The following is a 23671-nucleotide window of genomic DNA, read 5'->3' on the forward strand; positions in this document are numbered from 1 at the left end:
ATTACGTATTGTCGAATTACGTAGAGGATTCAAGATGGCTACTGGAAAGATTATCCAGGTAATCGGCGCCGTGGTGGACGTCGAGTTCCCGCAAGATGCCGTACCAAAGGTGTACGATGCGCTTGAGGTAGAGAACGGCGCTGAAAAACTGGTGCTGGAAGTACAGCAGCAGTTAGGCGGCGGTATTGTTCGCTGTATCGCAATGGGTTCTTCTGACGGTCTGCGTCGCGGGTTGAACGTGAATAACCTGGACCACCCGATCGAAGTACCGGTAGGTAAAGCAACGCTGGGTCGTATCATGAACGTATTGGGTGAACCCATCGACATGAAAGGCGACATCGGCGAAGAAGAGCGTTGGGCGATTCACCGCGCAGCGCCAAGCTACGAAGAACTGTCAAACTCACAGGAACTGCTGGAAACCGGCATCAAGGTTATCGACCTGATGTGTCCGTTTGCCAAGGGCGGTAAAGTGGGTCTGTTCGGTGGTGCGGGCGTAGGTAAAACCGTAAACATGATGGAGCTGATCCGTAACATCGCGATCGAGCACTCCGGTTACTCCGTGTTTGCAGGCGTGGGTGAGCGTACCCGTGAAGGTAACGACTTCTACCACGAAATGACCGATTCCAACGTTATCGACAAAGTATCACTGGTTTATGGCCAGATGAACGAGCCACCAGGCAACCGTCTGCGCGTTGCGTTGACTGGCCTGACCATGGCGGAAAAGTTCCGTGATGAAGGCCGTGACGTTCTGCTGTTCGTCGATAACATCTACCGTTATACCCTGGCCGGTACGGAAGTATCCGCACTGCTGGGCCGTATGCCTTCTGCGGTAGGTTATCAGCCAACGCTGGCGGAAGAGATGGGCGTTCTGCAAGAACGTATCACCTCAACCAAAACCGGTTCAATCACCTCCGTTCAGGCCGTTTACGTTCCTGCGGATGACTTGACTGACCCATCACCCGCCACCACCTTTGCTCACTTGGATGCAACCGTGGTACTGAGCCGTCAGATCGCGTCTCTGGGTATCTACCCAGCCGTTGACCCGCTGGATTCCACCAGCCGTCAGTTGGATCCGTTGGTTGTTGGTCAGGAACACTATGATGTTGCCCGTGGCGTGCAGTCTATTCTGCAACGTTATCAGGAACTGAAAGACATCATCGCGATTCTGGGTATGGATGAGCTGTCTGAAGAAGACAAGCTGGTGGTATCTCGTGCGCGTAAGATTCAGCGCTTCCTGTCACAGCCGTTCTTCGTTGCAGAAGTGTTTACCGGTTCTCCGGGTAAATACGTTGCCCTGAAAGACACCATCCGTGGCTTTAAAGGAATTATGGAAGGCGAATACGACCACCTGCCAGAGCAGGCGTTCTACATGGTTGGTTCCATTGACGAAGTCGTGGAAAAAGCCAAAAAACTGTAACGCCTTGTAGGAGGGTGACATGGCTATGACTTACCATCTGGATGTCGTGAGTGCAGAACAGCAAATGTTCTCCGGTCTGGTGCAAAAAATCCAGGTAACGGGGAGCGAAGGCGAACTGGGTATTTATCCGGGACATGCCCCTCTGCTTACTGCCATTAAACCTGGTATGGTTCGTATCGTTAAGCAGCACGGTGAGGAAGAGTATATTTATCTTTCTGGCGGCGTCCTTGAGGTGCAGCCGAACACTGTCACCGTACTGTCTGATACCGCGATCCGTGGGCAGGATCTGGATGAAGCTCGTGCGCTGGAAGCGAAACGCAAAGCTGAAGATCATATCCGTAATTCGCATGGCGATGTGGATTATGCTCAGGCTTCCGCCGAGCTGAGTAAAGCGATTGCGAAGCTGCGCGTTATCGAGCTGACCAGAAAAGCGATGTAACAGATAAGCTTGTAATCATTAAAGGCCAGTCAGTTCACACTGACTGGCCTTTTTTTACTTAAAGTGATGCCTTCCCCGTCTTCCTTCACAGATTCGCCTCTTAGTGACATTTTTATGCCGACTAAGAGACAGTTTCGTGCACGATAATCCCGTTATTTTCATGCTATTCCGTAGCATGCGCCCGACGCAGCGCAAGCTTTCGCCGCGTCCATGCGGCTCATCCTAAGCCTGCTACCTCCTCAGCATAATTTTTACGCCGGATAACGGTAAAATCAGCGATGCTCTCTACACCGACTTATTTTTTCTTCAGGAAGTCGCCCTGTACCAGATTGCCTTTGGCATCACGCGTAAACGTCTCAGGAACGGTAACAGATACGAAGTTATTTGCGCTAATTTCCTTGCCTTGCGCGTTAACTGAGCGGCCGCCTTTGATGAAATAGTTGGTGTTATCGATATTGCCGACAACCGCATCATCATATTTACCCGCTTTGGTTTTCAGCGAAATGTTGTTCTTGAAGACGCCTTGTTTTTCCGGGCCAGAGTAAGGGCTTGGGCGGAAAATAAAGTTAAAGCGTTCGTTATCTAACGCGATGTTGTCTTCAACGATCAACGCACCGGGGTTGAAGTTGTCAGTGAAACCATCAAGCTTGTTACCCACGGCAATGCTGTGTTTAACCTGATGCGCTACTGGCTGGCCTTCCCCACCCATTTTAAAGCCGTTGCTGGTGTTGTTCATGGCAATTGAATTCTCGATCACCACAACGCCATTGGCACCATCTTCGATTTTGTTAAACAGGTCGAACCCATCATCAATGTTGTTGTGCGAGAACGCACCGCGAATCACATTGCCTTCACCCACGCGCATTTTCACCGCGAAACCGTCGGCGTTAATTTTGCCTGGATCCTGATTGCTGTGAGATTCTGAATTCAGAATCAGGTTATGGCTGGCCCACAATGGTCTGCCGACTTCGGCAGAAGAGGTCACCTGAATGCCGGTATCGTCAGCGTGGTGCGCCAAAACGCGTTCGATGGTGTTGTAGCTTCCCTCGATACGGAACGGTTTTTCTGTAGTTTCAATCCCTTTAACATGCCAATAGCTCGCTTTCAGTTGTAGCCCGTGAATGACGGCTTTATTACCGACAGCAAACAGGTTCTTGACGGCTTTTGGCTGGCCGCTGGCGCTGACAGGGATTTCAGTCGCGCTGTAATCACCGTCGCTAAGCCAAATGGTGCCGCCTGCTGGCAGGGCGGCAACGGCGCTGGTTAAATCGAGCGGGGCATTTTTACTGCCGTCATTGCTGGCTGAACCTTGTGGCGAAACATACAGATTTTTAGCGTCTGCGTAGGCCACTCTTTCAACTTTTAACGTGCTCTCTTTTACCGCTTTATCATCCCCTTCCGTAGGCTGATAGGCGATCTTGAACTCCGTACCGTTACCGGCAATTTTGACGGGCAGAGAGAAGGTCTCTCCCGCTTTTACCGGTTTGGCCTCGCCCAGTGATTTACCCTCTTGTGACACCGCGATCGTGCCGTTGTAATTGGCTTTGGCCTGCACGACATAGTGTTCGCTAGTGGTTTTAGGCGATGACATCACCTGAAGCACAGGATCGTAATCTTTGGTTTTAAATTCCGGCGAGGCTTTGGTTTGCGCTGGTGTTGTTGTCAACTGAGCATTGCTGACGATGATTTTAGCGTTACGGGAGGCAAAGAAACCGACGTAATAGTGGTCTTTATCCAGCTTAGTGACGATGTCAGCGCCTTTGACGTCTTTTGATACCCAGTTATCCGTGCCTTTCGGCGCATAAGAAGTAATAAAGCCGTCATTGGTGCGCTCCAGCTTCAAACGGAATGTCGGCGTTTGCTCCAGATTCACGTTTTCCTGATAGCTGGTTTTGGTAATTTTCGCGCCCGCATTGCCCCACGGCTGTGTGACGCCATTACGCAGAATCGCCTGAAGTTTGATTTCGGTATGCGACTTTTTATCCTGCGTCATAATGGCATTCATTACCATATTGGATGCCGCAGGGAATTCTTCATACCCTTCTTTCAGCGGTTCCTGACGTGGCACGCCGATAATATCGCGCACCAAAATCCCTGCCCCTTCCTGAGCCGCAGGTTTGGCGCCGTTTTCTGGCCCAAACTGTTCCACGGTAATATCAGACTGAAGCGTAAAATTCACATTAGCAGGGAGTTGCGTATAGAAGAATGTCAGCCCGTCATGGGTGTTGGCAATCTTGCCGCCACGACTTTCGATCATGATGGGGGCAGACAAATCCGCGTTATCCCCTGGGGCTAATTTCTTGCCGTTAATGGTGACGTCGTTAACGCCAATTTTCTCCGGCAGGACATTGGATGAGAAGTTTACGTCTGTTGACTGACCAAATGCTATTCCGTGCCAGACGGGCGTTGATTCTGTCGCGGCGTGTGTGCTGAAACTAAAGAGTAATGCATTCGTCAACGCGACGGCTGCGAGGCGTGAAGAACGGTGTTTCCGTAAAACGTCACATTTTTGTGAAGAACAACGTTTCATTGTATCTCCTTCATTATTGAATTATTTGCCCGCGTATATTGCTATAAATGAAACGCTGTTTCTTTTGCCCGTGTCACAAATGGAAATACTTAAAAACAACGTCTGTTTTTTATGAAACCCTGTGCCATTTCTTTTTTTGGGGACTGTACTCTCTTGCCATGGGAATTCGTCGTGTTGTGCAAGATTTTCAGAAAAAACTCAGCAAAAAGTATCCGCGTTAGGCTGTGGCTTAGGTAAACTCTGGTTATTCATGCTGTAACAGGCTAGCCATTTTTATTGTTGCGGGGCAGTGGCTCCGTATTGTCAGGATGCTTATGTCAAATAGTGCTATGAGTGTGGTGATCCTTGCTGCGGGTAAAGGAACCCGTATGTATTCCGACCTTCCCAAGGTGTTACACACCCTGGCAGGGAAACCGATGGTGCAGCACGTTATTGATGCGGCAATGACGACAGGCGCGCAGCACGTTCATCTGGTATACGGTCACGGCGGCGATCTGTTAAAACGTGAATTGACCGATCCGGCATTAAACTGGGTGTTACAGGCAGAACAACTGGGAACCGGGCATGCGATGCAGCAAGCTGCGCCTCATTTTGCCGATGATGAAGATATCCTGATGCTCTATGGCGATGTACCGCTGATTTCACCGCAAACGCTGGGGCGCTTACGTCAGGCGAAGCCGCAGGGCGGGATCGGTCTGTTGACGGTGAAACTTGACGATCCTACGGGTTATGGGCGAATCGTGCGTGAAGATGGTGCCGTAGTGGGGATCGTTGAGCACAAAGATGCCAGCGAAGAACAGCGGCAGATTAACGAGATCAATACCGGCATTTTGATTGCCAACGGCAAGGATTTGAAGCGTTGGTTGAGCCAGTTGAATAACAACAACGCACAGGGTGAGTTCTATATCACCGATATCATCGCGATGGCGGCAAAAGAAGGTCAGCGCGTTGAAGCGGTTCATCCTAATCGGTTGAGCGAAGTGGAAGGTGTCAATAATCGCCTGCAACTGTCTGCATTGGAACGGGTTTATCAGCGTGAGCAGGCCGATAAGCTGCTGCTGGCTGGTGTCATGTTGCTCGATCCGGCACGATTTGATCTGCGTGGTGAACTCACGCATGGTCGTGATGTAGTGATTGATGTCAATGTGGTCCTGGAAGGCAATGTTAAACTAGGCAACCGGGTGAAAATTGGTGCTGGCTGCGTAATCAAGAACTGCATCATTGGTGATGACACAGAGATTAGTCCTTATTCTGTGCTGGAAGACGCGGTGCTGGAAGCACAGTGTACCGTTGGCCCATTTGCCCGCTTGCGCCCTGGCGCGGAACTGGCTGAGGGCGCGCATGTTGGCAACTTTGTGGAGTTGAAAAAGGCACGTCTGGGTAAAGGATCAAAAGCGGGTCACCTTAGCTATTTGGGTGATGCGGATATCGGTTCCGGTGTTAATATTGGTGCGGGAACGATCACCTGTAATTATGACGGCGCGAATAAACACAAAACGGTGATTGGTGATGATGTGTTTGTTGGCTCGGATACGCAACTGGTGGCGCCCGTTAACGTTGCCAGCGGCGTGACGATCGGCGCGGGAACGACAGTCACCAGTGATGTGGCAGAGAATGAACTGGTGATCAGCCGCGTGAAACAACGGCATATTTCTGGCTGGCAACGACCAGTGAAGAAGAAATAGCCGTTGTGTGATAGACCTCCGTCTGTGGCGGAGGTTGTTTTGTTCTGTGCTTTGGCCGAATTCAGAGTACAGGACAAAACATAATAATCCCCACTCTCTACAAGGCTCGGGGAACCCGGAAAAACCGGAACAATCAGGTCTAAGACATCCCAGGTGACACAATATGTCACTTTTATAGGAATACCATCGATGTGTGGAATTGTAGGCGCTGTTGCGCAACGTGATGTTGCTGAAATTTTGTTGGAAGGTTTACGCCGCCTTGAGTACCGCGGCTATGACTCAGCGGGTCTGGCGGTTGTTGATAGCGAAGGACATGTTGCTCGTTTACGTCGTCTGGGTAAAGTGCAGGTGCTTTCTCAGGCCGCTGATGAGCATGAGTTGCACGGTGGTACGGGTATCGCCCATACCCGCTGGGCAACACACGGCGAACCTTCTGAAGAAAACGCACATCCGCATGTTTCTGAACATATCACTATCGTCCATAACGGCATTATCGAAAACCATGAGCCGCTGCGTGAACTGATGATCGGTCGCGGCTACCGTTTTGTTTCTGAAACCGATACCGAAGTGGTTGCCCATCTGGTTCATTTCGAACAGCAGCAGAACGGTGGCACGCTGGTTGAGGTGGTTAAGCGCGTGATCCCACAGTTGCGCGGTGCGTATGGCATGGTGGTGTTGGATAACCGCGACCCAAGCGTACTGGTCGCTGCACGCTCGGGTAGCCCGCTGGTGATTGGCCGTGGTGTGGGTGAGAACTTTATTGCCTCCGATCAGTTGGCGCTGCTGCCTGTTACTCGCCGTTTCATGTTTCTGGAAGAAGGCGACGTGGCAGAAATCACCCGTCGTGACGTGCGCGTGTTTGATAAATCTGGCCAGCTTGCCGCGCGCGAAGAAATTGAATCAAAAGTGAATTACGATGCTGGTGATAAAGGCGCGTATCGTCACTACATGCAGAAAGAGATCTACGAACAGCCAATGGCGATCAAGAACACCCTTGAAGGGCGTTTCAGCCACGGCGAGATCAATCTTTCTGAGTTAGGCCAGAAAGCGGATGAACTGCTGGCGAAGGTTGAACACGTACAGATTATCGCCTGCGGGACGTCCTACAATTCCGGTATGGTTTCCCGCTACTGGTTTGAAGCGTTAGCGGGGATTCCGTGCGACGTCGAAATCGCCTCCGAATTCCGCTATCGCAAACCTGCGGTGCGTAAGAACAGCCTGATGATTACCCTGTCTCAGTCCGGTGAAACGGCTGATACGCTGGCGGCGCTGCGCTTATCCAAAGAGTTGGGCTATCTGGGTTCACTGGCTATTTGTAACGTGGCGGGTTCCTCGCTGGTGCGTGAATCCGATCTGGCACTGATGACCAAAGCGGGCGTCGAGATTGGCGTGGCCTCCACTAAGGCCTTTACTACCCAGCTTACCGTTCTGCTGATGCTGGTGGCGCGTGTTGGTCGCCTGCGTGGTATGGATGCGCAGATTGAACACGACATCGTTCATGGCTTGCAGGCGTTGCCGGCGCGTATTGAGCAGATGTTGTCTCAGGACAAGCTCATCGAATCTCTGGCGGAAGGTTTCTCTGATAAGCATCACGCGCTGTTCCTTGGTCGTGGCGATCAGTATCCGATCGCGATGGAAGGGGCGCTGAAGCTGAAAGAGATCTCTTACATTCACGCAGAAGCCTATGCGGCAGGCGAGTTGAAACACGGCCCGCTGGCACTGATTGATGCCGATATGCCGGTGGTGGTGGTGGCACCGAACAATGAACTGTTGGAGAAATTGAAATCCAATATTGAAGAAGTTCGGGCGCGCGGTGGCGAGCTGTATGTCTTCGCTGATGAAGATGCGGGGTTCACCAGCAGCGAAAATATGAAAATCATTCCGCTGCCGCATATTGAAGAAGTGATTGCGCCAATCTTCTATACCGTACCGTTGCAACTGCTGTCTTATCACGTCGCGCTGATTAAAGGCACGGATGTTGACCAACCGCGTAATCTGGCGAAGTCTGTTACCGTAGAATAATTTTTCGGTATTTTTCGTCACAGATCCTCCGCCTTATGTCGGTAAACATAAGGCGGATTTTTGATGTCCATTCTTATTGCTTTGCCTCACACAACTGATATCTGTTTGATAAAAACCTGAGGCAGGGAACCATGTTTCTTTTGTCAGGTTATCTCTATTTTGTGTAAAATAGTTTTAATGATGCATTAGTTTTACACCTTGCATCAGAAGCGAATTCTTTTTTGGCAGTGATGTTTTTGTTTGATAGGGATTTTATGAAAAAACAGATTATTTTCGCCGCGTTAGCTTCTGTTCTTATATTGTCTGGTTGTGCTGAGCGTACGGTTCCTGTCGCGAATGTGACACAGTCCATCTCTGGGCAACACACCACTGAACAGGTAAAGAATGCCATTATTGAAGCAGGGCAAAAACGTAAGTGGGCGATGACTCAGGTTTATGCCGGTGCGATTGATGGTCGTCTGGTTCAGCGTAGTCATGTGGCAAATGTTCGCATTACCTATTCGCAAACCAGTTATTCGATAAACTATGTTGGGAGTGAGAATTTGTTGGCGGGAGGGGGAAGGATCCACCGAAATTATAATAATTGGATAAAAAACCTGGATCATGAAATTCAATTAACACTTGCCGGTCAACAGATTAAATAATTTTAAGAGTCGGATATATTCTTGTTATCCGGCTCTATCTTTTGTTCTTTTATGATCGTTTTTGTCTGACTCCAAGGGAAAAATCAGTGTATTACGGATATGACAAAGATAATGTCAGCGCATTGGATGCTATTACAGAAGCGCAACGAATTGCATTTGCTCCCATGTTGTTTCAGGCCGCAATCAATCTTCGTAACCACGGTATTTTAGATTTTTTGGATAAGCGCGGTCGTCAGGGAGCAAATCTTGACGATATTGTTGCCAGCACCTCATTAAATCACTATGCCGTTGAACTGCTGCTGGATGTCGGATTGAGTGGTCGCCTGATTATCCAGAAAAGTGAACACTACGTTCTGGCTAAAATTGGTCATTATCTGCTTCATGACCGCATGACGCGCGTCAACATGGATTTTACTCAGGATGTTTGTTATCAGGGGATGTTCTACCTTGATGAGGCTCTGTCAAAAAATGTGCCTTCTGGCTTAAAAGTGTTTGGTGAATGGCCAACCATATATCCAGCGCTAAGCCAACTGCCGCAGCAGGCAAAAGAGAGCTGGTTTGCATTCGATCATTTCTATTCAGATGCTGCATTTGATGCCGCTTTACCGCATGTCTTCCAGCTAAAGCCAAAACACCTCTACGATGTTGGCGGAAATACCGGTAAATGGGCGATGCGCTGCTATGACTACGATAGTGATGTAAACATTACGATTTTAGATTTGCCGGAACAAATTGCGCTGGCGACAGAGAATATCACTGACGCTGGGAAATCCGACCGTATTCAGGGTCGCGCTGTTGATATGCTTTCCGATTGCCCATTACCAGGCGAAGCGGATATATGGTGGATGAGCCAGTTTCTCGACTGTTTCAGCGAAGAACAAATCGTGGCTATTTTGCGTAAAATCGCCAGTGTGATGAAGCCGGATGCCAGAGTGTGTATTTTGGATATTTTTTGGGATCGTCAACGGTGGGAAGCGGGGGCTTTTAGCCTAAATGCCTCTTCGCTCTATTTTACCTGCCTTGCCAATGGCACCAGCCGTTTTTATGCGGCCAGACGGTTTTTGCCTCTCGTAGAACAGGCTGGATTTATCGTTGAAAATCAAATCGATAATATTGGTGTCGGTCACACACTGTTGATCGGTAAAAAGCGATTATAAAATAGTGGATCTATACCCTAAATAATACGAGTTGCGTGAAGGCGGCAACCGAGCGAGTCCCTCAGGTAAATGACTGGGGTGAGCAAGGGCAGCCAACGCACAAGCCGCTTGAAATATGACGGGTATAAACGGGACATTGCAGTGATAAAGCCGAAATAGGGTGGACTGAAAGAAGGCAGTATGAGATTAGCATTTTCAATTATTGATTGGCAGGCCAGTGCGCCGGGTCTCAGCAGTACGGACGATTGGCTTTATTGGTCACGGATCCCCGCTGCTATCAATACTGCGCAACCTTTGGATAAAGGTCGACATTTACCCATGATGATGGCGCGTCGCCTTAATCAGGGGAGCCGTTTGGCGGTCGATAGTGGCTTAGCGTTACTGAGTCGCCAGTCGGTTGATGCCATTGTTTTCACCTCTCGCCACGGCGAGCTGGAACGCAACCTGAATATCCTGAATGCGCTTGCACACAATGAGAATATTTCTCCTACCGATTTTGCCATGTCAGTACACAATGCGGCTGTCGGCAGCCTGACGATTACGGCGAAAGCTCCGCTGGTTTCTACGTCGATTGCCGCAGGTATGGACTCTTTCCAACAAGGCCTGATTGAAGCGAAAGCATTACAGGCTGCGGGATACCGTCATATTCTCTTGGTAGATTTTGATGGCGCGATCCCTGATTTCTACCATCCACATGTCCCGGTCGATACACCTCGTTACCCCTACGCCGTCGCGCTATTGTTAGGGGAAGGGGATGACGTCGTTTGTGAATCACGACCTCTTGTGGATGCCCCCGACGGCGATTCACCACAAAGTTTGCTGTTTTTGCACGCTTTTCTTGCCAGAACCCCCCGTTTTTCTTTATCAGGTGAACGGGTTAGCTGGGCGTGGGAGAGGAGAGATGTCTGAATCCTCACTGGTTTTTCGTCCTTCTGCCCATCTTAATCGTTTATGGCGATTAACGATGACAGGCATGTGTTTTGCCATGTTTGGGGTGGGAGGATTACTGCTTTCTCTGGTGTGGTTCAATTTTCTGCTAATTCAGCGTGATACTACACGCCGCCGCCAGTTGGCTCGGCGCAGCATTTCTGCCAGCTTCCGATTTTTTTTATGCAGTGCCCGCCGATTAGGCGTACTGGATTACCGTATTGACGGCATCGAAACCTTACAGCGCGATCGCGGCTGTTTGGTTGTCGCCAATCACCCGACGTTAATTGACTATGTTTTGCTGGCCTCCGTCATGCCAGATGCTGACTGTCTGGTTAAAGCTGATTTACAGAAAAACCTGTTTTTCCGCGGCGTGATTCGCGCGGCGGATTATCTGCTCAATAGCCAGTCTGATGCGTTACTACCTGATTGCCAGCAGCGGCTCGATAGCGGTGACGCAATCATTATTTTTCCTGAAGGCACACGCACGCGTTATGGCGAACCCCTTGTTCTGCAACGTGGTGCCGCAAACATCGCTGTGCGTTGCGGCTGTGATTTGCGGGTTGTGCATATTCACTGTAGTCAAAAAACATTGGGAAAACAAAGCCGTTGGTATCACATCCCGCCTGAAAAACCCTATTTCACGGTGAGCGTGCGCGAACGTATTAGCAACGACATTTTTATGGCGCCTGAAGAGGCGCGACCCTTGGCGGCTCGCCGTTTGAATCGCCTTTTGCAGCAATCTTTGACACCAGAAAGCTGATCACCATTTGGAAATTGTTATGGAAAGTCTATTTATTGAAATCAAAGAGATGATTATCGATTCTCTTAATCTTGAAGATATCAGCGTGGATGAAATAGAAACGGATGCCCCTCTTTTTGGCGAAGGTCTTGGTCTGGATTCTATTGATGCGCTTGAGCTGGGGTTAGCGGTAAAAAACCGTTATGGCGTCGTGCTTTCTGCCGAAAGTGAAGAGGTGCGCCAACACTTCTTTTCTGTTGCCACCCTCGCCGCTTTTATCAACACTCAGCGCGCTGTGAGTGCCTGATATAAAATAAAATGAGTTAATGATGGATAAAAACGAAATTTATCAGGAAATTATCGGTTTGCTGGTCAAGCTGTTTGAACTGGATGCCGATGAGATCAAACCTGAATCCCGTCTCTATGAAGATCTTGAGCTAGATAGCATTGATGCGGTGGATATGGTGGTTCACCTACAAAAGCGTATCGGGCGCAAAATCTCACCGGAAATTTTTAAATCTGTACGCACGGTACAGGATGTGGTCGATGTGGTAGAAAACCTGCTCCGTGAAGGTTGATGAGCCTACCCTGTGCCGATCCGTAGCCTGAATATTTTAATGACGCTCGCCTGGCCTTTTCTGGCCTGGTTTAGCATCACGCATCCTGAGCATCGCTGGCTACTCGCGATATTGGCGCTGATGTTTGTTCTGCGTTTTGCGGTGTTGCGTGATGAGAAAAACCTATTCAAAGGGACGGCGTTGTGGCTGGCGGCGGCGGGTGTGGCGCTTTCCGTTGCCAGTTTATTACTGCGCGATGGTGGCTGGCTGCTGTGGTATCCCGTTGCGGTAAACAGCGTCATGTTGATGCTTTTTGGCGGTTCACTTTATCGCGGTATGCCGATTGTCGAGCGCCTTGCCCGCCTTCGTGAACCGGAACTCCCTGCTCAGGCTATTTCCTATACGCGTCGCGTGACGAAAGTCTGGTGTTGGTTTTTTATTGTTAACGGCAGTATCGCCGTGCTGACCTGTGTTGTCGGCAATCTTCATTGGTGGACGTTATGGAATGGCGTGATCAGCTATGTGCTTATGGGGTTGTTGATGGGGGGAGAGTGGTTGATACGCCAGCGTCTGAGAAAGCGCGTATGAGCGGGGTCACTGTTCGTGCCGTCAACGACTGGCTGACGGGAAATGATTCCCCACAGCGCATTGTTGCCAGCCAGGGTGCCAGTACGTTCACGTTAAGCAGGCTAAAAGCGCAGGTGAGTGCGCTTTATCAGCAGCTAAGCCAGCGCCATGAAACGCGCTGGGCACTGTGTTTTGAAGATAGCTACCTTTTCACTATTGGGCTTCTGGCTGCTTTACATGCGGGAAAAACGCCTGTCATCCCCGGTCACTGTCGCCCATCCGTATTAGAAGAACAGACGGATGAGTTTGATGGGGTGTTGACCGATGTTTCGCTGCATCTGGATTGCCCGGTCTTGATCCTGACGGCTGAGACGCCGAGCGGCGAGGATGCGGCGCTGCCTTCTATACCGGATGATGCCTGTGTGGTGTTGTTCACGTCAGGTTCTACCGGAAAGCCGCGCCAAATTGTTAAGCCAGTGCGTTGTCTGGATGAAGAGTCGCGTTGGCTGGCGGATCGTTGGGGAACGCATTTGCAAGGCTGCGATGTGATCGCGTCCGTCACCCACCAGCATTTATATGGACTGACGTTTCGTATCTGGCTGCCTATGGCGCTGGGGCTGCGTTTTGATAGCCGCCAGTTGCTTTATACTGAACAGCTTACTTCACAACACCGCCAACAACGTTACGTATTTATCAGTAGTCCGGCATTCTTACGTCGCATCGATCGTACGCTTTCTGTCCCTGAGTGTTCATTGATTGTCTCTGCGGGGGGAACACTCCCCTGGCCTCATGCTGAGGCGGCAGCGGAGTGGTTTATGCACCCGATTAATGAAATATACGGCAGTACCGAAACGGGCGTGTTGGCATGGCGTTCGCGTGAGACAGATACGGTGCCGTGGCAGTTGTTTCCCGGTGTGTCACTGCGGCGTGATGAACAAGATAACTGGTGGGCGCAGTCGGCGCTGATTCCACATGCCCAGGGACACAAGCTGGATGATCGATTAACGTTCGATGACGCGGGGCATTTTCAACTGTGCGGCCGACACGATCGTATAGTGAAGATCGAAGACAAACGCATTTCGCTAAGTGAGATAGAACGGCGTTTACTCGAACTGCCCGACATTGCTGATGCGGTTGCGCTTCAGGTGACGCGCCCGGAGCGGAGCGGTATCGGCGTGGTGCTGGTGCTGAATACCCCCGATAAAGCCGATGATCTACCGAATTTGAAACGCCAATGGCGGCATGAATTGCAAAAATGGCTGGAGCCGTTAGCGATGCCGCGTTTTTGGCGCATCGTCGATGTTATTCCCCACAACAGCCAGAGTAAACGTGCCTGGCCGCAGATACAGGAATTGTTTCATGTTGCCCGTTGAGCTTGTCCGGCACGATGTAAAAGAGGCGGATGAAACGTCTCAGGTTGAATTGATGCTACAGGTTGACCCCGATCTGTTCTGGTTCAACGGCCACTTTACGGGGCAGCCGTTATTGCCGGGCGTGGCGCAGTTGGATTGGGTGATGCACTACGCGACGACGGTGCTGGTGCCAGGGTGGACATTTTCATCGATTGAGAACATTAAATTCCAGCAGCCGATTTTGCCCGGCAAAACGCTGCGTCTGGTGCTGACCTGGCACGCCGGAAAGCAGTGGCTGACCTTTAGCTATACCACTCTGGATGGCGAAATTGAGCGTACCGCCAGCAGCGGAAAAATCAAGCTCACGCCAATGACGGAAGAGCGCTCATGTCAGTAAATGGCGCATTCTCGCCCTGCGTGGTGATCCCTTGTTATAACCACGGCGCCATGATGGCCTCGGTGCTGGGGCGTCTGGCATCGCTCGCGCTGCCGGTTTTTATTGTTGATGATGGCAGCGATGCGGCAACGCAATATGTTCTCGCTCAACTGGCGGCAGAAAAGGCCGGCGTGACGTTGATTCGTTTGGCGCAAAACAGTGGTAAAGGCGCGGCGGTGATTCGTGGTATCGAGGCCGCGGCGCAGGCTGGGTTTAGCCATGCCTTACAGGTTGATGCCGACGGGCAGCATCAGATTGAAGATGCGCCACTGCTGCTGGATGAGGCGAAAGCGCACCCAAATTGCCTGATTTCCGGCCGGCCGCGTTACGATGCCTCCGTACCGAAATCCCGCCTTTACGGGCGCTATGTCACTCATGTCTGGGTCTGGATTGAAACGCTATCCCTTTCCATCAAGGACAGCATGTGCGGGTTCCGTGTCTATCCGGTTGCGGCTACGTTATCGCTGATCTCGCAGAAATCTCTCGGCCACCGTATGGATTTCGATACGGAAATTATGGTGCGCCTGTATTGGGCGGGAACGCCCAGCCGCTTTATTGAGACGGCGGTGACGTATCCAGAAAACGGCCTGTCTCATTTCGATGCGCTGCACGATAACCTGCGGATTTCCTGGATGCATACCCGCCTGTTTTTCGGCATGCTTCCGCGCATTCCCGTGCTGCTAATGCGGCAGCGTCAGCAACACTGGGCTGGCGTGTCGGAGCGCAAAGGTTTGCTCGGGATGCGATTTATGCTGGCGGTGTATCAGCGGTTAGGGCGCGGGGTGTTTACGCTGTTCCTCTGGCCTGTTATTGCATTTTACTGGCTGACTGGCCGTACTGCGCGTCAGGCCTCTCAATCATGGTTGAAGCACGTTGGGGGTTATGCGCGTCAGCACGATATCTTGCTGCCGAAACCGCTCAACAGCTATCTCCATTTCCTCCGTTTTGGTGAGGCGATGCTGGATAAAATCGCCAGTTGGCGCGGTGACCTACACTGGGGGCGCGATATTGATTTTGCCCCCGGCGCGCGGGAAACCATTGAACACAGCAGACTAACAGGACAACTGATTTTGGCGTCACACCTCGGCGATATCGAGGTGTGCCGTGCACTGGCGCAGCAGGTGAGCGGGCTGGTGATTAACGCGCTGGTATTTACTGAAAATTCCCAGCGTTTTAAGCAGGTGTTGGAGGAAATCGCTCCGCAGGCGGGGGTGAATCTTATCCCTGTCAGCGATATCGGGCCTGATACCGCCATCATGCTGCAAGAAAAGCTGGATGCTGGAGAATGGGTGGCGATTGTCGGCGATCGCACGGCGGTCAATCGTCAGCGTGGTGGAGTGCGCCGTGTGGTGTGGAGCCCGTTTTTGGGAAAAGACGCGCCTTTTCCTCAAGGGCCGTTTGTCTTGGCTGCGGCGCTGCGTTGCCCTGTGTTGCTGATGTTTGTCATTCACGAGAAGAAAAAACTGCGCGTCTACTGCGAGCATTTTGCCGATAGCATTGTGTTACCTCGTGCAGCCCGACAACAGGCCTTACAGCAGGTCGTCGATCGCTATGCTGAACGGTTGGCGCACTACGCGCTGAAATCCCCGCTCGACTGGTTTAATTTTTTTGATTTCTGGAGCTTGCCTGATGATGAAGGCCGAGCCGCTGGGAAAAAGGAGTAATGGTGGTAAACGATCCCCGCTTAAGCCATGAGGTTGAACTGACGGTATCTTTCCATGACTGCGATCCGATGGGCGTGGTATGGCACGGTAACTATTTTCGTTTTTTTGAAGTGGCGCGTGAGGCACTGCTCAGCAAATTTAACTATGGCTACCGCGAAATGCAGGCATCGGGCTATGTGTGGCCTGTCGTGGATACGCGGGTGAAATACCGTGCGGCGCTGACTTACGAGCAGCGTATACGCATACGCGCCACTATCGAGGAGATCGAGAATCGTTTGCGTATCGCCTACCAGATTTTCGATGCTGAAAACGGCCAACGCACAACGACTGGCTATACGATTCAGGTCGCGGTACAGGAAGGCTGCCGTGAGCTGAGTTTTGTTTCTCCCCCTATTTTGTTTGAGCGCCTTGGAGTGACGCCATGAAACGACTCATTGTCGCGGTTTTTATGTTATTGAGCGGTGTGGCGCAGGCTGTCACGCTGGATGATTTACAGCAGCGATTCAGTAGCCAACCGGTGGTGCGAGCCGATTTCACTCAACTGCGTGAAATAAAAGGCATGGCAAAGCCGCTTAAATCCGGTGGGCAACTGCTGATCGCGCAGGATAAAGGGTTGTGGTGGCACCAGGCTGCGCCGTTTCCGTTGACGATGGTATTGGACGAAACGCGCATGGTTCAGGTGATGAATGGACAAGCGCCGCAGATCGTCACGGCTGAAAGCAACCCGCAGATGTTTCAATTTAACCACCTGCTACGCGCCCTGTTTCAGGCCGATCGTCACGTATTAGAGCAGAATTTTTCCATTAATTTTACCGATCTTGGCAAGCAGCAGTGGAGACTAGTGCTGACACCGAAAACGTCGCCGTTAGATAAACTGTTCAACACCATTACGCTGAACGGCGGTGAATTTCTTGACGGTATTGCGCTGGATGACCGCCAAGGTGACATGACCCGAATTACCCTGAGTAATCAGCGGATCGCACCACGAGAACTGAGTGATGATGAACGTCAGCGCTTCGTTTTCTGACGGCATTCGTCGCGCATCGCGGGTTTGGATGATCTGCTGCGTTGCGCTGATCGCGGCGCTGACGCTGCTGCTACCAAACGCGCAGATCAACAGTAGCGTGTTGGCACTGTTGCCCAAGCAGTCGATGGGGGCACTTCCTCCTGAATTACAGCAAGGCTTTATGCAACGCCTCGATCGGCAGATGGTGTGGCTGGTCACACCGGGCAAGCAGGCGGAACCCGCGGTAGCGGATTGGTGGCTGAAACACCTGCGTGCCCTTCCCGATCTACAGCAGGTCAATGGCCCTATTGATGCCGAACAGCAGCAGCGTTGGGGGAAATTCGTTTTTGAACATCGCAACGGCTTAGTCGATCCCGTCACGCGGGCGCGACTGGAGAAGGGCGGCGCAGCGCAGGCCGATTGGGTCTTGGCACAGCTTTATTCCGCGTTTGCGGGCGTGAGCGGTAGAGAGCTAAATCACGATCCCCTGATGTTGGTGCGCGGATCTCAGTTGGCGTTGCAGCAAAATGCCAGCCAGTTGGGGCTGTCACAAGGCTGGTTAACGGCAAAAGATGCACAAGGCCGCACTTGGTACTTTCTGCACGGTGAGCTTAGCGGCGGTTCGTTTGACATGGCGCGCAATCAGCAACTGGTTGATAAATTGGGTGTCCTTGAACGCGATCTCAACGCCGCATTTCCTGATGCCGAAGTATTAACACGCGGGACAGTACTGTTCAGCAACTATGCCAGCCAACAGGCCAGACAGGATGTCTCTACCCTTGGCGTCGCCACCGTGGCGGGCGTTCTGCTGCTGATCTTCTTTGTGTTTCGTTCACCGCGCCCGCTCTTGCTCTGTGGATTATCGGTGGGCATCGGTGCGCTGGCAGGCACAGTCTTTACGTTGCTGCTGTTCGGTGAACTGCATTTGATGACGCTGGTCATGAGTATCAGCATTGTCGGGATTTCAGCGGATTATACGCTCTATTATCTGACCGAACGGATGGTTCATGGCGGTCATGTTTCCGCACTGGAAAGCCTGAAAAAAGTCCTGCCAGCCCTTTTGCTCGCGCTGGGAACGGCGGTGGTGGCTTATCTGATTATGGCGCTGGCACCGTTCCCCGGTTTGCAGCAACTAGCGGTATTCGCAGCGACCGGATTGACGGCATCCTGTCTGACGGTGGTGTGTTGGTATCCTTTTCTGGTTAAGGGGCTACCGGTCAGGCCGGTTCCCGCGATGGTGCTGATGGGGCGCTGGCTGGCTGCATGGCGACGTCAGCGTGTCGTGCGCTTGGGTATCCCGCTGGCGCTGGCGGCGCTTTCGGTTGTGGGGCTGCTGCGACTGGACGTGAATGATGATATCTCCCAGCTACAGGCGTTGCCGCAGGATTTGATGCAACAAGAGCGGCAGTTGACGGCATTAACAGGGCAAAGCGCCGATCAAACCTGGTTTGTCGTTTACGGCGATAGCGCGGAGGAGACATTGCTGCGTCTGGAACAACTCGCGCCTAAACTGCGTAACGCACAGCAACAGGCGTGGCTAAAGCAGTATCGGTTACTGCCGCTTTCTTCTCTGGCTCAGCAGCAGCGTGATAGCCAGCTTATTGCTTCGGCAGCCCCTGCGGTGGTCGATCGCCTTAAGGAATCGGGTGTCGAGGTCGCGATGCCGGATGTACGCTCCATGCCTGTTACGCCGGAACGCTGGCTAAATAGCCCGATCAGTGAAGGGTGGCGGCTGTTGTGGCTAACGTTACCTAATGGGAAAAGCGGTGTTCTGGTTCCGGTAAGCGGCGTGAGCGATAGCACTGCGCTGGAACAGATGGCCAAGACGCTGCCGGGCGTGGAGTGGATCGACAGAAAAGGGACATTCGATGCTCTGTTCGGTTTCTATCGCGCCATGTTGGGATGGTTGCTGACGGCCGCGCTGGTCGTGATTGCACTGAGCTACGTGATTCGTCTTGGGCTACGTCGTGGGTTATTAAATGTGGTGCCGTCGGCGCTGTCGCTAGGGGGCGGGCTGGCGGTGCTGGCGTTGAGTGGGCATTCGCTCAACCTGTTTTCATTGCTGGCGCTGGTTCTGGTGCTGGGGATTGGTATCAATTACACGCTGTTTTTCAGTAATCCACGCGGTACGCCGATGACCTCGCTGCTGGCGGTCACTCTGGCGATGTGCGTTGCGCTGTTAACGCTGGGGATGTTGGTTTTCAGCAGCACTCAGGCCATCAGTAGCTTTGGAATTGTGCTTTGTAGCGGTATTTTTATCGCCTTCTTGCTGGCACCGCTGGCGTTGCCGGATTCAAAAGGGAAACGAAAATGACATTATTGCGACGTGGGCTTGTGCTTATTGGTGTGCTGCTGCTAAGCAGTTGTGCCAGCAAACAGCATGATGATAATCGTCCACAGGCGTGGCTCAAACCGGGAGTAAAAGTCACGTTACCTGCGCCAGCCATTGCCCCATCGGTTAACGAACAGCAACTGTTGACGGGAACTTTTGAGGGTAAGCAGCAATCGCTGCTGGTGATGCTGAATGCCGATGATAAGCAACTTTCACTGGTCGGGCTTTCCTCTATTGGCATCCGCCTGTTTAAGGTCACGTATGATGCGCAAGGGGTGCATACGGAACAGTCCATCGTCCTGCCGCAGTTGCCACCAGCCAGTCAGGTACTGGCGGATATCATGCTGAGCCACTGGCCGATCGCCGTATGGCAGACGCAACTGCCAGCGGGTTGGACGCTAAAGGATAGCGATGATAAAAGACAGTTGCGTGACGATCGCGGCACGCTGATTACAGAAATTCGCTACATGACGCGGAATAACCAGCGAGTGCCGATGAGCGTTCAGCAGTTTGTATTTGGTTATCACATCGTGATTCAACATCTGGATAGCTAGCATGATTTACATTAATGCCGTCGGAGCGCTGAATGCGCTGGGCAATAATCTGGATGAGATTGCCGATAATCTTGCTAGCGGTCAGGCACCGGGCATGCGCCCTGATACCGGGTGGTTGCTGCATGATAAGCCCTGTTGGACAGGGAAGGTGGATGCAGTATTACCCGCTATTCCAGTGGAATTGGCGGCGCATCAGAGCCGTAATAACCAACTCTTGCTGGCGGCGCTGGAACAGATTCGACCTCAGGTGGACGCGGCTATCGCGCAATATGGCGCCGATCGCGTGGCAGTGATTTTGGGCACCAGTACCTCCGGTTTAGATGAAGCCGATCGCTATGTCAGCGAAAATCTTTCCACCTATCACTACGCGCAGCAGGAACTTGGCGATCCTTCCCGATTTTTGGCCGCCTATCTGAAATTAGATGGCCCCGCTTACACCATATCAACCGCTTGCTCTTCCAGCGCCAGAGCGCTGATCAGCGGTAAACGATTGATTGATGTCGGGCTGGTGGATGTGGCTATCGTCGGCGGTGCGGATACGTTGAGCCGTATGCCGCTAAATGGCTTCGACAGCCTTGAATCACTCTCTTCAACGCGCTGCCAGCCGTTCAGCGAGGAACGTAACGGCATCACTATCGGTGAAGGCGTTGCGCTGATGCTGCTCGGAACGCAGCCCGATCGCGTGGCGGTATTGGGTTGCGGGGAGTCATCTGATGCTCACCATATGTCTGCGCCGCACCCGGAGGGCGACGGAGCGATTCGCGCGATGCATATGGCGCTGTCTCAAGCGGGTTTGCAGCCTGAAGACGTGGGCTATATCAATTTACACGGTACGGCTACGCGCCTGAATGACCAGATTGAAGCCCGCGTGGTTCACACCGTTTTTGGCGATGGCGTGCCTTGTAGCTCAACGAAACATCTCACGGGTCATACGTTAGGCGCAGCAGGTATCAGTGAGGCCGTGCTCTGTTGGCTGCTTTTAACGCGAGATCTTCCTTTGCCCGCGCAGGATTTTTCATGCAGTCGTCCCGATGCCTCGCTGCCATCATGTGGTTTGATTTGTGAGTCTACGCCGCTTGTTCGCCCTGTTATCCTGTCCAATTCCTTTGCGTTTGGTGGAAATAATGCGTGTCTGATTTTGGGGAAGAACCATGAGTGAGTATCTGTCTGCGGCGTGTTATTTGCCCCATTCAGCCCCGATGGTGTTGGTGGATGACGTCATTCATATTGATGATGATCACGCGCACTGTCGTGTGGTTGTCAGCCGCGAGGGCATATTAGCGCCGTTCCTGAATGCTCAAGGGCATCTGCCTGCCTGGTTTGGCATTGAGATTATTGCTCAAACGATCGGGGTATGGTCTGGTTGGCACGGGCGTCAAATCAGCGGGCTGCATGAGAAGCCGCGCCCCGGTATGCTGCTGGGGGGGCGGGGTTATCGCTGCAAGCAGGCTATTTTTCCAGAGGGATCCCTGCTGGATGTGACTGTCACGCTGCTAATGCGCGATGACAAAGTCGGTAGCTTTGAGGGGGAGATAGCGATTGATGGGGAGACGTATGCCTCCGGTCGGCTGAATACCTACCAACCCGATGAATGTGAGCTAAAAACACTCTTAGAACAGGGAAAGCTATTATGACAACCGGAAAAACGATGATGAAACCGGGAGAACCAGCATGACGCGTTCTGTGTTAGTGACTGGTGCCAGTAAAGGGATCGGCCGAGCGATTGCACGGCGTCTGGCGGCGGATGGTTTTACCGTGGTAGTGCATTATCACCGTGATGAAAATGGGGCGCAGGAAACCTTAAATCAGATTGCGCAACAAAAGGGTACTGGTCGTATCGTCAGCTTTGATATTGCCGATCGGGAAGCGTGTCGCACCGTGATCGAACAGGATATTGAAGGACACGGGGCGTACTACGGTGTGGTCAGCAATGCGGGTATCACCTGCGACGGTGCCTTTCCTGCGCTCGACGATCAGGCGTGGGATAGCGTTATTCACACCAATCTCGACAGCTTCTATAACGTCATTCATCCCTGTGTGATGCCGATGATTGGCCTGCGTAAAGGGGGACGAATTATCACGTTGTCTTCTGTTTCCGGGATCATGGGGAATCGGGGGCAAGTCAACTACAGCGCAGCGAAAGCGGGCATTATCGGCGCCACGAAAGCGCTGGCTATTGAACTGGCGAAGCGAAAAATTACCGTTAACTGCATCGCCCCCGGTTTGATTGATACGGGCATGATTCAAATGGAGCCAGTGGCCGTTGAAGAAGCCATGAAGATGATCCCGATGAAACGCATGGGGCAGACGGAAGAAGTTGCGGGGTTGGCGAGCTATCTGATGTCTGATATCGCGAGCTATGTGACACGTCAGGTTATTTCTATTAATGGAGGGATGCTGTGATGCGTCGTGTGGTGGTAACGGGAATGGGCGGCGTCACTGCGTTCGGTGAATCCTGGGAGCGTGTCTCTGACGGTTTGCGTGCCGGTCGCAATGCCATACGGAAGATGCCTGAATGGCAGGTATATGATGGGCTGAATACCCAGTTGGGTTCACCGATTGATCACTTTAGTCTGCCAGAACACTACACGCGCAAACGCATCCGCTCGATGGGGCGTGTCTCTCTGATGGCAACCCGAGCAACCGAACTGGCGCTGGAACAAGCGGGGTTGATTGGTCATCCGGTGTTGACTAACGGAGAGACCGGTATTGCTTACGGCTCCTCAACGGGGAGCACGGGGCCGGTGAGCGAATTCGCCACCATGCTGACAGAAAAGCATACCAATAATATTACCGGTACGACCTATGTGCAGATGATGCCGCATACCACGGCGGTGAATGCCGGGCTGTTTTTCGGGCTGCGTGGTCGTGTGATCCCGACGTCGAGTGCCTGTACGTCGGGAAGCCAGGCGATAGGCTATGCCTGGGAAGCGATTCGCCATGGTTATCAAACGGTCATGGTGGCTGGCGGTGCGGAAGAGCTGTGCCCGTCGGAGGCCGCAGTGTTCGATACTCTGTTTGCCACCAGTCAACGCAACGATGCGCCTGAAACCACGCCGTCTCCTTTTGATTCGAGCCGTGACGGCCTGGTTATCGGCGAAGGTGCCGGTACGTTAGTGCTGGAAGAGCTTGAGCATGCTCTGGCGCGCGGTGCGACGATTTATGCCGAACTGGTCGGGTTTTATACCAACTGTGATGCGGCGCATATCACGCAGCCCCAGCGTGAAACCATGCAGGTTTGTATTGAAGGTGCGCTGCGCTGTGCGGGCTTGCAACCCAACGATGTGGGCTATATCAGCGCACATGGTACAGCCACCGATCGGGGGGATGTGGCGGAAAGCCAGGCGACGGCCGCCGTTTTCGGTAAATCGACACCGATCTCATCGCTAAAAAGCTATTTCGGCCACACGTTGGGTGCCTGCGGCGCACTTGAAGCGTGGATGAGTATTGAAATGATGCGTGAAGGTTGGTTTGCCCCCACGCTTAATTTGCGGCAACCTGCGGAAGATTGTGGTGAACTGGATTACATCATGGGGGAGCCACGCCATATTGAGACGGATTATATTCAGTCTAATAACTTTGCCTTTGGCGGTATCAACACGTCGTTGATTTTTCGTCGTTGGCAATAATGGATTGAGAA

The 23671-nt window shown here is 52.2% G+C and carries 23 protein-coding genes; 22 read left to right on the forward strand and 1 reads right to left on the reverse strand.

Annotated elements, in window-relative coordinates:
- The first annotated feature begins 34 nt into the window (after window positions 1–34).
- On the forward strand, window positions 35–1417 hold the full coding sequence (gene atpD / locus OI69_RS03770) for a F0F1 ATP synthase subunit beta (RefSeq protein ID WP_015842331.1): 1383 nt from the start codon (window positions 35–37) through the stop codon (window positions 1415–1417).
- A 19-nt stretch (window positions 1418–1436) separates the two neighbouring features.
- The gene (locus OI69_RS03775) at window positions 1437–1856 is read left to right on the forward strand and encodes a F0F1 ATP synthase subunit epsilon (RefSeq protein ID WP_039346349.1); all 420 of its coding nucleotides are present in this window, start codon (window positions 1437–1439) and stop codon (window positions 1854–1856) included.
- Between the two features lie 295 nt (window positions 1857–2151).
- On the opposite strand, the gene pelX is transcribed toward OI69_RS03775, so the two are convergent.
- Complete coding sequence (pelX, locus tag OI69_RS03780; protein ID WP_039346351.1) at window positions 2152–4386, reverse strand: pectate disaccharide-lyase PelX; 2235 nt, start codon at window positions 4384–4386, stop codon at window positions 2152–2154.
- A 314-nt stretch (window positions 4387–4700) separates the two neighbouring features.
- On the opposite strand from pelX, the gene glmU reads away from it, so the two are divergent.
- The 20 genes from glmU to OI69_RS03880 all read left to right on the forward strand — a co-directional run bounded on the left by glmU (window position 4701) and on the right by OI69_RS03880 (window position 23660).
- Window positions 4701–6071, forward strand: coding sequence for a bifunctional UDP-N-acetylglucosamine diphosphorylase/glucosamine-1-phosphate N-acetyltransferase GlmU (gene glmU, locus OI69_RS03785; RefSeq protein ID WP_039346354.1), 1371 nt, complete (start codon window positions 4701–4703; stop codon window positions 6069–6071).
- 189 nt (window positions 6072–6260) lie between these two features.
- Window positions 6261–8093, forward strand: coding sequence for a glutamine--fructose-6-phosphate transaminase (isomerizing) (gene glmS, locus OI69_RS03790; RefSeq protein WP_039346356.1), 1833 nt, complete (start codon window positions 6261–6263; stop codon window positions 8091–8093).
- A gap of 254 nt (window positions 8094–8347) precedes the next feature.
- Window positions 8348–8737 carry a hypothetical protein gene (locus OI69_RS03795; protein ID WP_039346358.1) on the forward strand — a complete coding sequence of 130 codons (390 nt, stop codon included), beginning with the start codon at window positions 8348–8350 and terminating at the stop codon, window positions 8735–8737.
- 86 nt (window positions 8738–8823) lie between these two features.
- The gene (locus OI69_RS03800; protein ID WP_039346361.1) at window positions 8824–9894 is read left to right on the forward strand and encodes an SAM-dependent methyltransferase; all 1071 of its coding nucleotides are present in this window, start codon (window positions 8824–8826) and stop codon (window positions 9892–9894) included.
- Between the two features lie 180 nt (window positions 9895–10074).
- Window positions 10075–10803 (forward strand): beta-ketoacyl synthase chain length factor, encoded by a 729-nt coding sequence (locus OI69_RS03805; protein WP_039346363.1) that lies wholly within the window; start codon window positions 10075–10077, stop codon window positions 10801–10803.
- Complete coding sequence (locus OI69_RS03810) at window positions 10796–11584, forward strand: lysophospholipid acyltransferase family protein (protein WP_039346365.1); 789 nt, start codon at window positions 10796–10798, stop codon at window positions 11582–11584. The genes OI69_RS03805 and OI69_RS03810 overlap by 8 nt, the downstream gene beginning before the upstream one ends.
- A 19-nt stretch (window positions 11585–11603) precedes the next feature.
- Window positions 11604–11870, forward strand: a complete 267-nt coding sequence (locus tag OI69_RS03815) for a phosphopantetheine-binding protein (RefSeq protein WP_005976573.1) — start codon at window positions 11604–11606, stop codon at window positions 11868–11870.
- Between the two features lie 22 nt (window positions 11871–11892).
- Window positions 11893–12141 (forward strand): acyl carrier protein, encoded by a 249-nt coding sequence (locus OI69_RS03820; protein WP_039346368.1) that lies wholly within the window; start codon window positions 11893–11895, stop codon window positions 12139–12141.
- Window positions 12142–12180: 39 nt separating this feature from the next.
- On the forward strand, window positions 12181–12708 hold the full coding sequence (locus OI69_RS03825; RefSeq protein ID WP_080752598.1) for a COG4648 family protein: 528 nt from the start codon (window positions 12181–12183) through the stop codon (window positions 12706–12708).
- The gene (locus OI69_RS03830; protein ID WP_039346372.1) at window positions 12705–14060 is read left to right on the forward strand and encodes an AMP-binding protein; all 1356 of its coding nucleotides are present in this window, start codon (window positions 12705–12707) and stop codon (window positions 14058–14060) included. The genes OI69_RS03825 and OI69_RS03830 overlap by 4 nt, the downstream gene beginning before the upstream one ends.
- Window positions 14047–14436, forward strand: coding sequence for a 3-hydroxyacyl-ACP dehydratase FabZ family protein (locus tag OI69_RS03835; RefSeq protein ID WP_039346375.1), 390 nt, complete (start codon window positions 14047–14049; stop codon window positions 14434–14436). The genes OI69_RS03830 and OI69_RS03835 overlap by 14 nt, the downstream gene beginning before the upstream one ends.
- On the forward strand, window positions 14427–16139 hold the full coding sequence (locus OI69_RS03840; RefSeq protein ID WP_039346378.1) for a glycosyltransferase family 2 protein: 1713 nt from the start codon (window positions 14427–14429) through the stop codon (window positions 16137–16139). The genes OI69_RS03835 and OI69_RS03840 overlap by 10 nt, the downstream gene beginning before the upstream one ends.
- 2 nt (window positions 16140–16141) lie before the next feature.
- Complete coding sequence (locus tag OI69_RS03845) at window positions 16142–16564, forward strand: acyl-CoA thioesterase (RefSeq protein ID WP_039346580.1); 423 nt, start codon at window positions 16142–16144, stop codon at window positions 16562–16564.
- On the forward strand, window positions 16561–17166 hold the full coding sequence (locus OI69_RS03850; RefSeq protein ID WP_039346381.1) for a LolA family protein: 606 nt from the start codon (window positions 16561–16563) through the stop codon (window positions 17164–17166). Before OI69_RS03845 ends, OI69_RS03850 begins: the two co-directional genes overlap by 4 nt.
- Complete coding sequence (locus tag OI69_RS03855) at window positions 17138–19459, forward strand: MMPL family transporter (protein WP_039346384.1); 2322 nt, start codon at window positions 17138–17140, stop codon at window positions 19457–19459. Before OI69_RS03850 ends, OI69_RS03855 begins: the two co-directional genes overlap by 29 nt.
- Window positions 19456–20031, forward strand: a complete 576-nt coding sequence (locus tag OI69_RS03860; protein ID WP_039346387.1) for a DUF3261 domain-containing protein — start codon at window positions 19456–19458, stop codon at window positions 20029–20031. Before OI69_RS03855 ends, OI69_RS03860 begins: the two co-directional genes overlap by 4 nt.
- A 1-nt stretch (window position 20032) precedes the next feature.
- The gene (locus tag OI69_RS03865; RefSeq protein ID WP_039346390.1) at window positions 20033–21190 is read left to right on the forward strand and encodes a beta-ketoacyl-[acyl-carrier-protein] synthase family protein; all 1158 of its coding nucleotides are present in this window, start codon (window positions 20033–20035) and stop codon (window positions 21188–21190) included.
- A complete protein-coding gene (locus OI69_RS03870; RefSeq protein WP_039346394.1) occupies window positions 21183–21665 on the forward strand; it encodes a hotdog family protein in 483 nt (160 codons plus the stop codon). Before OI69_RS03865 ends, OI69_RS03870 begins: the two co-directional genes overlap by 8 nt.
- 37 nt (window positions 21666–21702) lie before the next feature.
- Entirely contained in the window at window positions 21703–22434 is a 732-nt protein-coding gene (locus tag OI69_RS03875; protein WP_039346396.1) for a 3-ketoacyl-ACP reductase FabG2, read from the forward strand.
- Entirely contained in the window at window positions 22434–23660 is a 1227-nt protein-coding gene (locus tag OI69_RS03880; RefSeq protein ID WP_039346399.1) for a beta-ketoacyl-ACP synthase, read from the forward strand. The genes OI69_RS03875 and OI69_RS03880 overlap by 1 nt, the downstream gene beginning before the upstream one ends.
- The last annotated feature ends 11 nt before the right edge of the window (window positions 23661–23671 follow it).

It is taken from the genome of Pectobacterium fontis (genome assembly GCF_000803215.1).
Lineage (GTDB): Bacteria > Pseudomonadota > Gammaproteobacteria > Enterobacterales > Enterobacteriaceae > Pectobacterium > Pectobacterium fontis.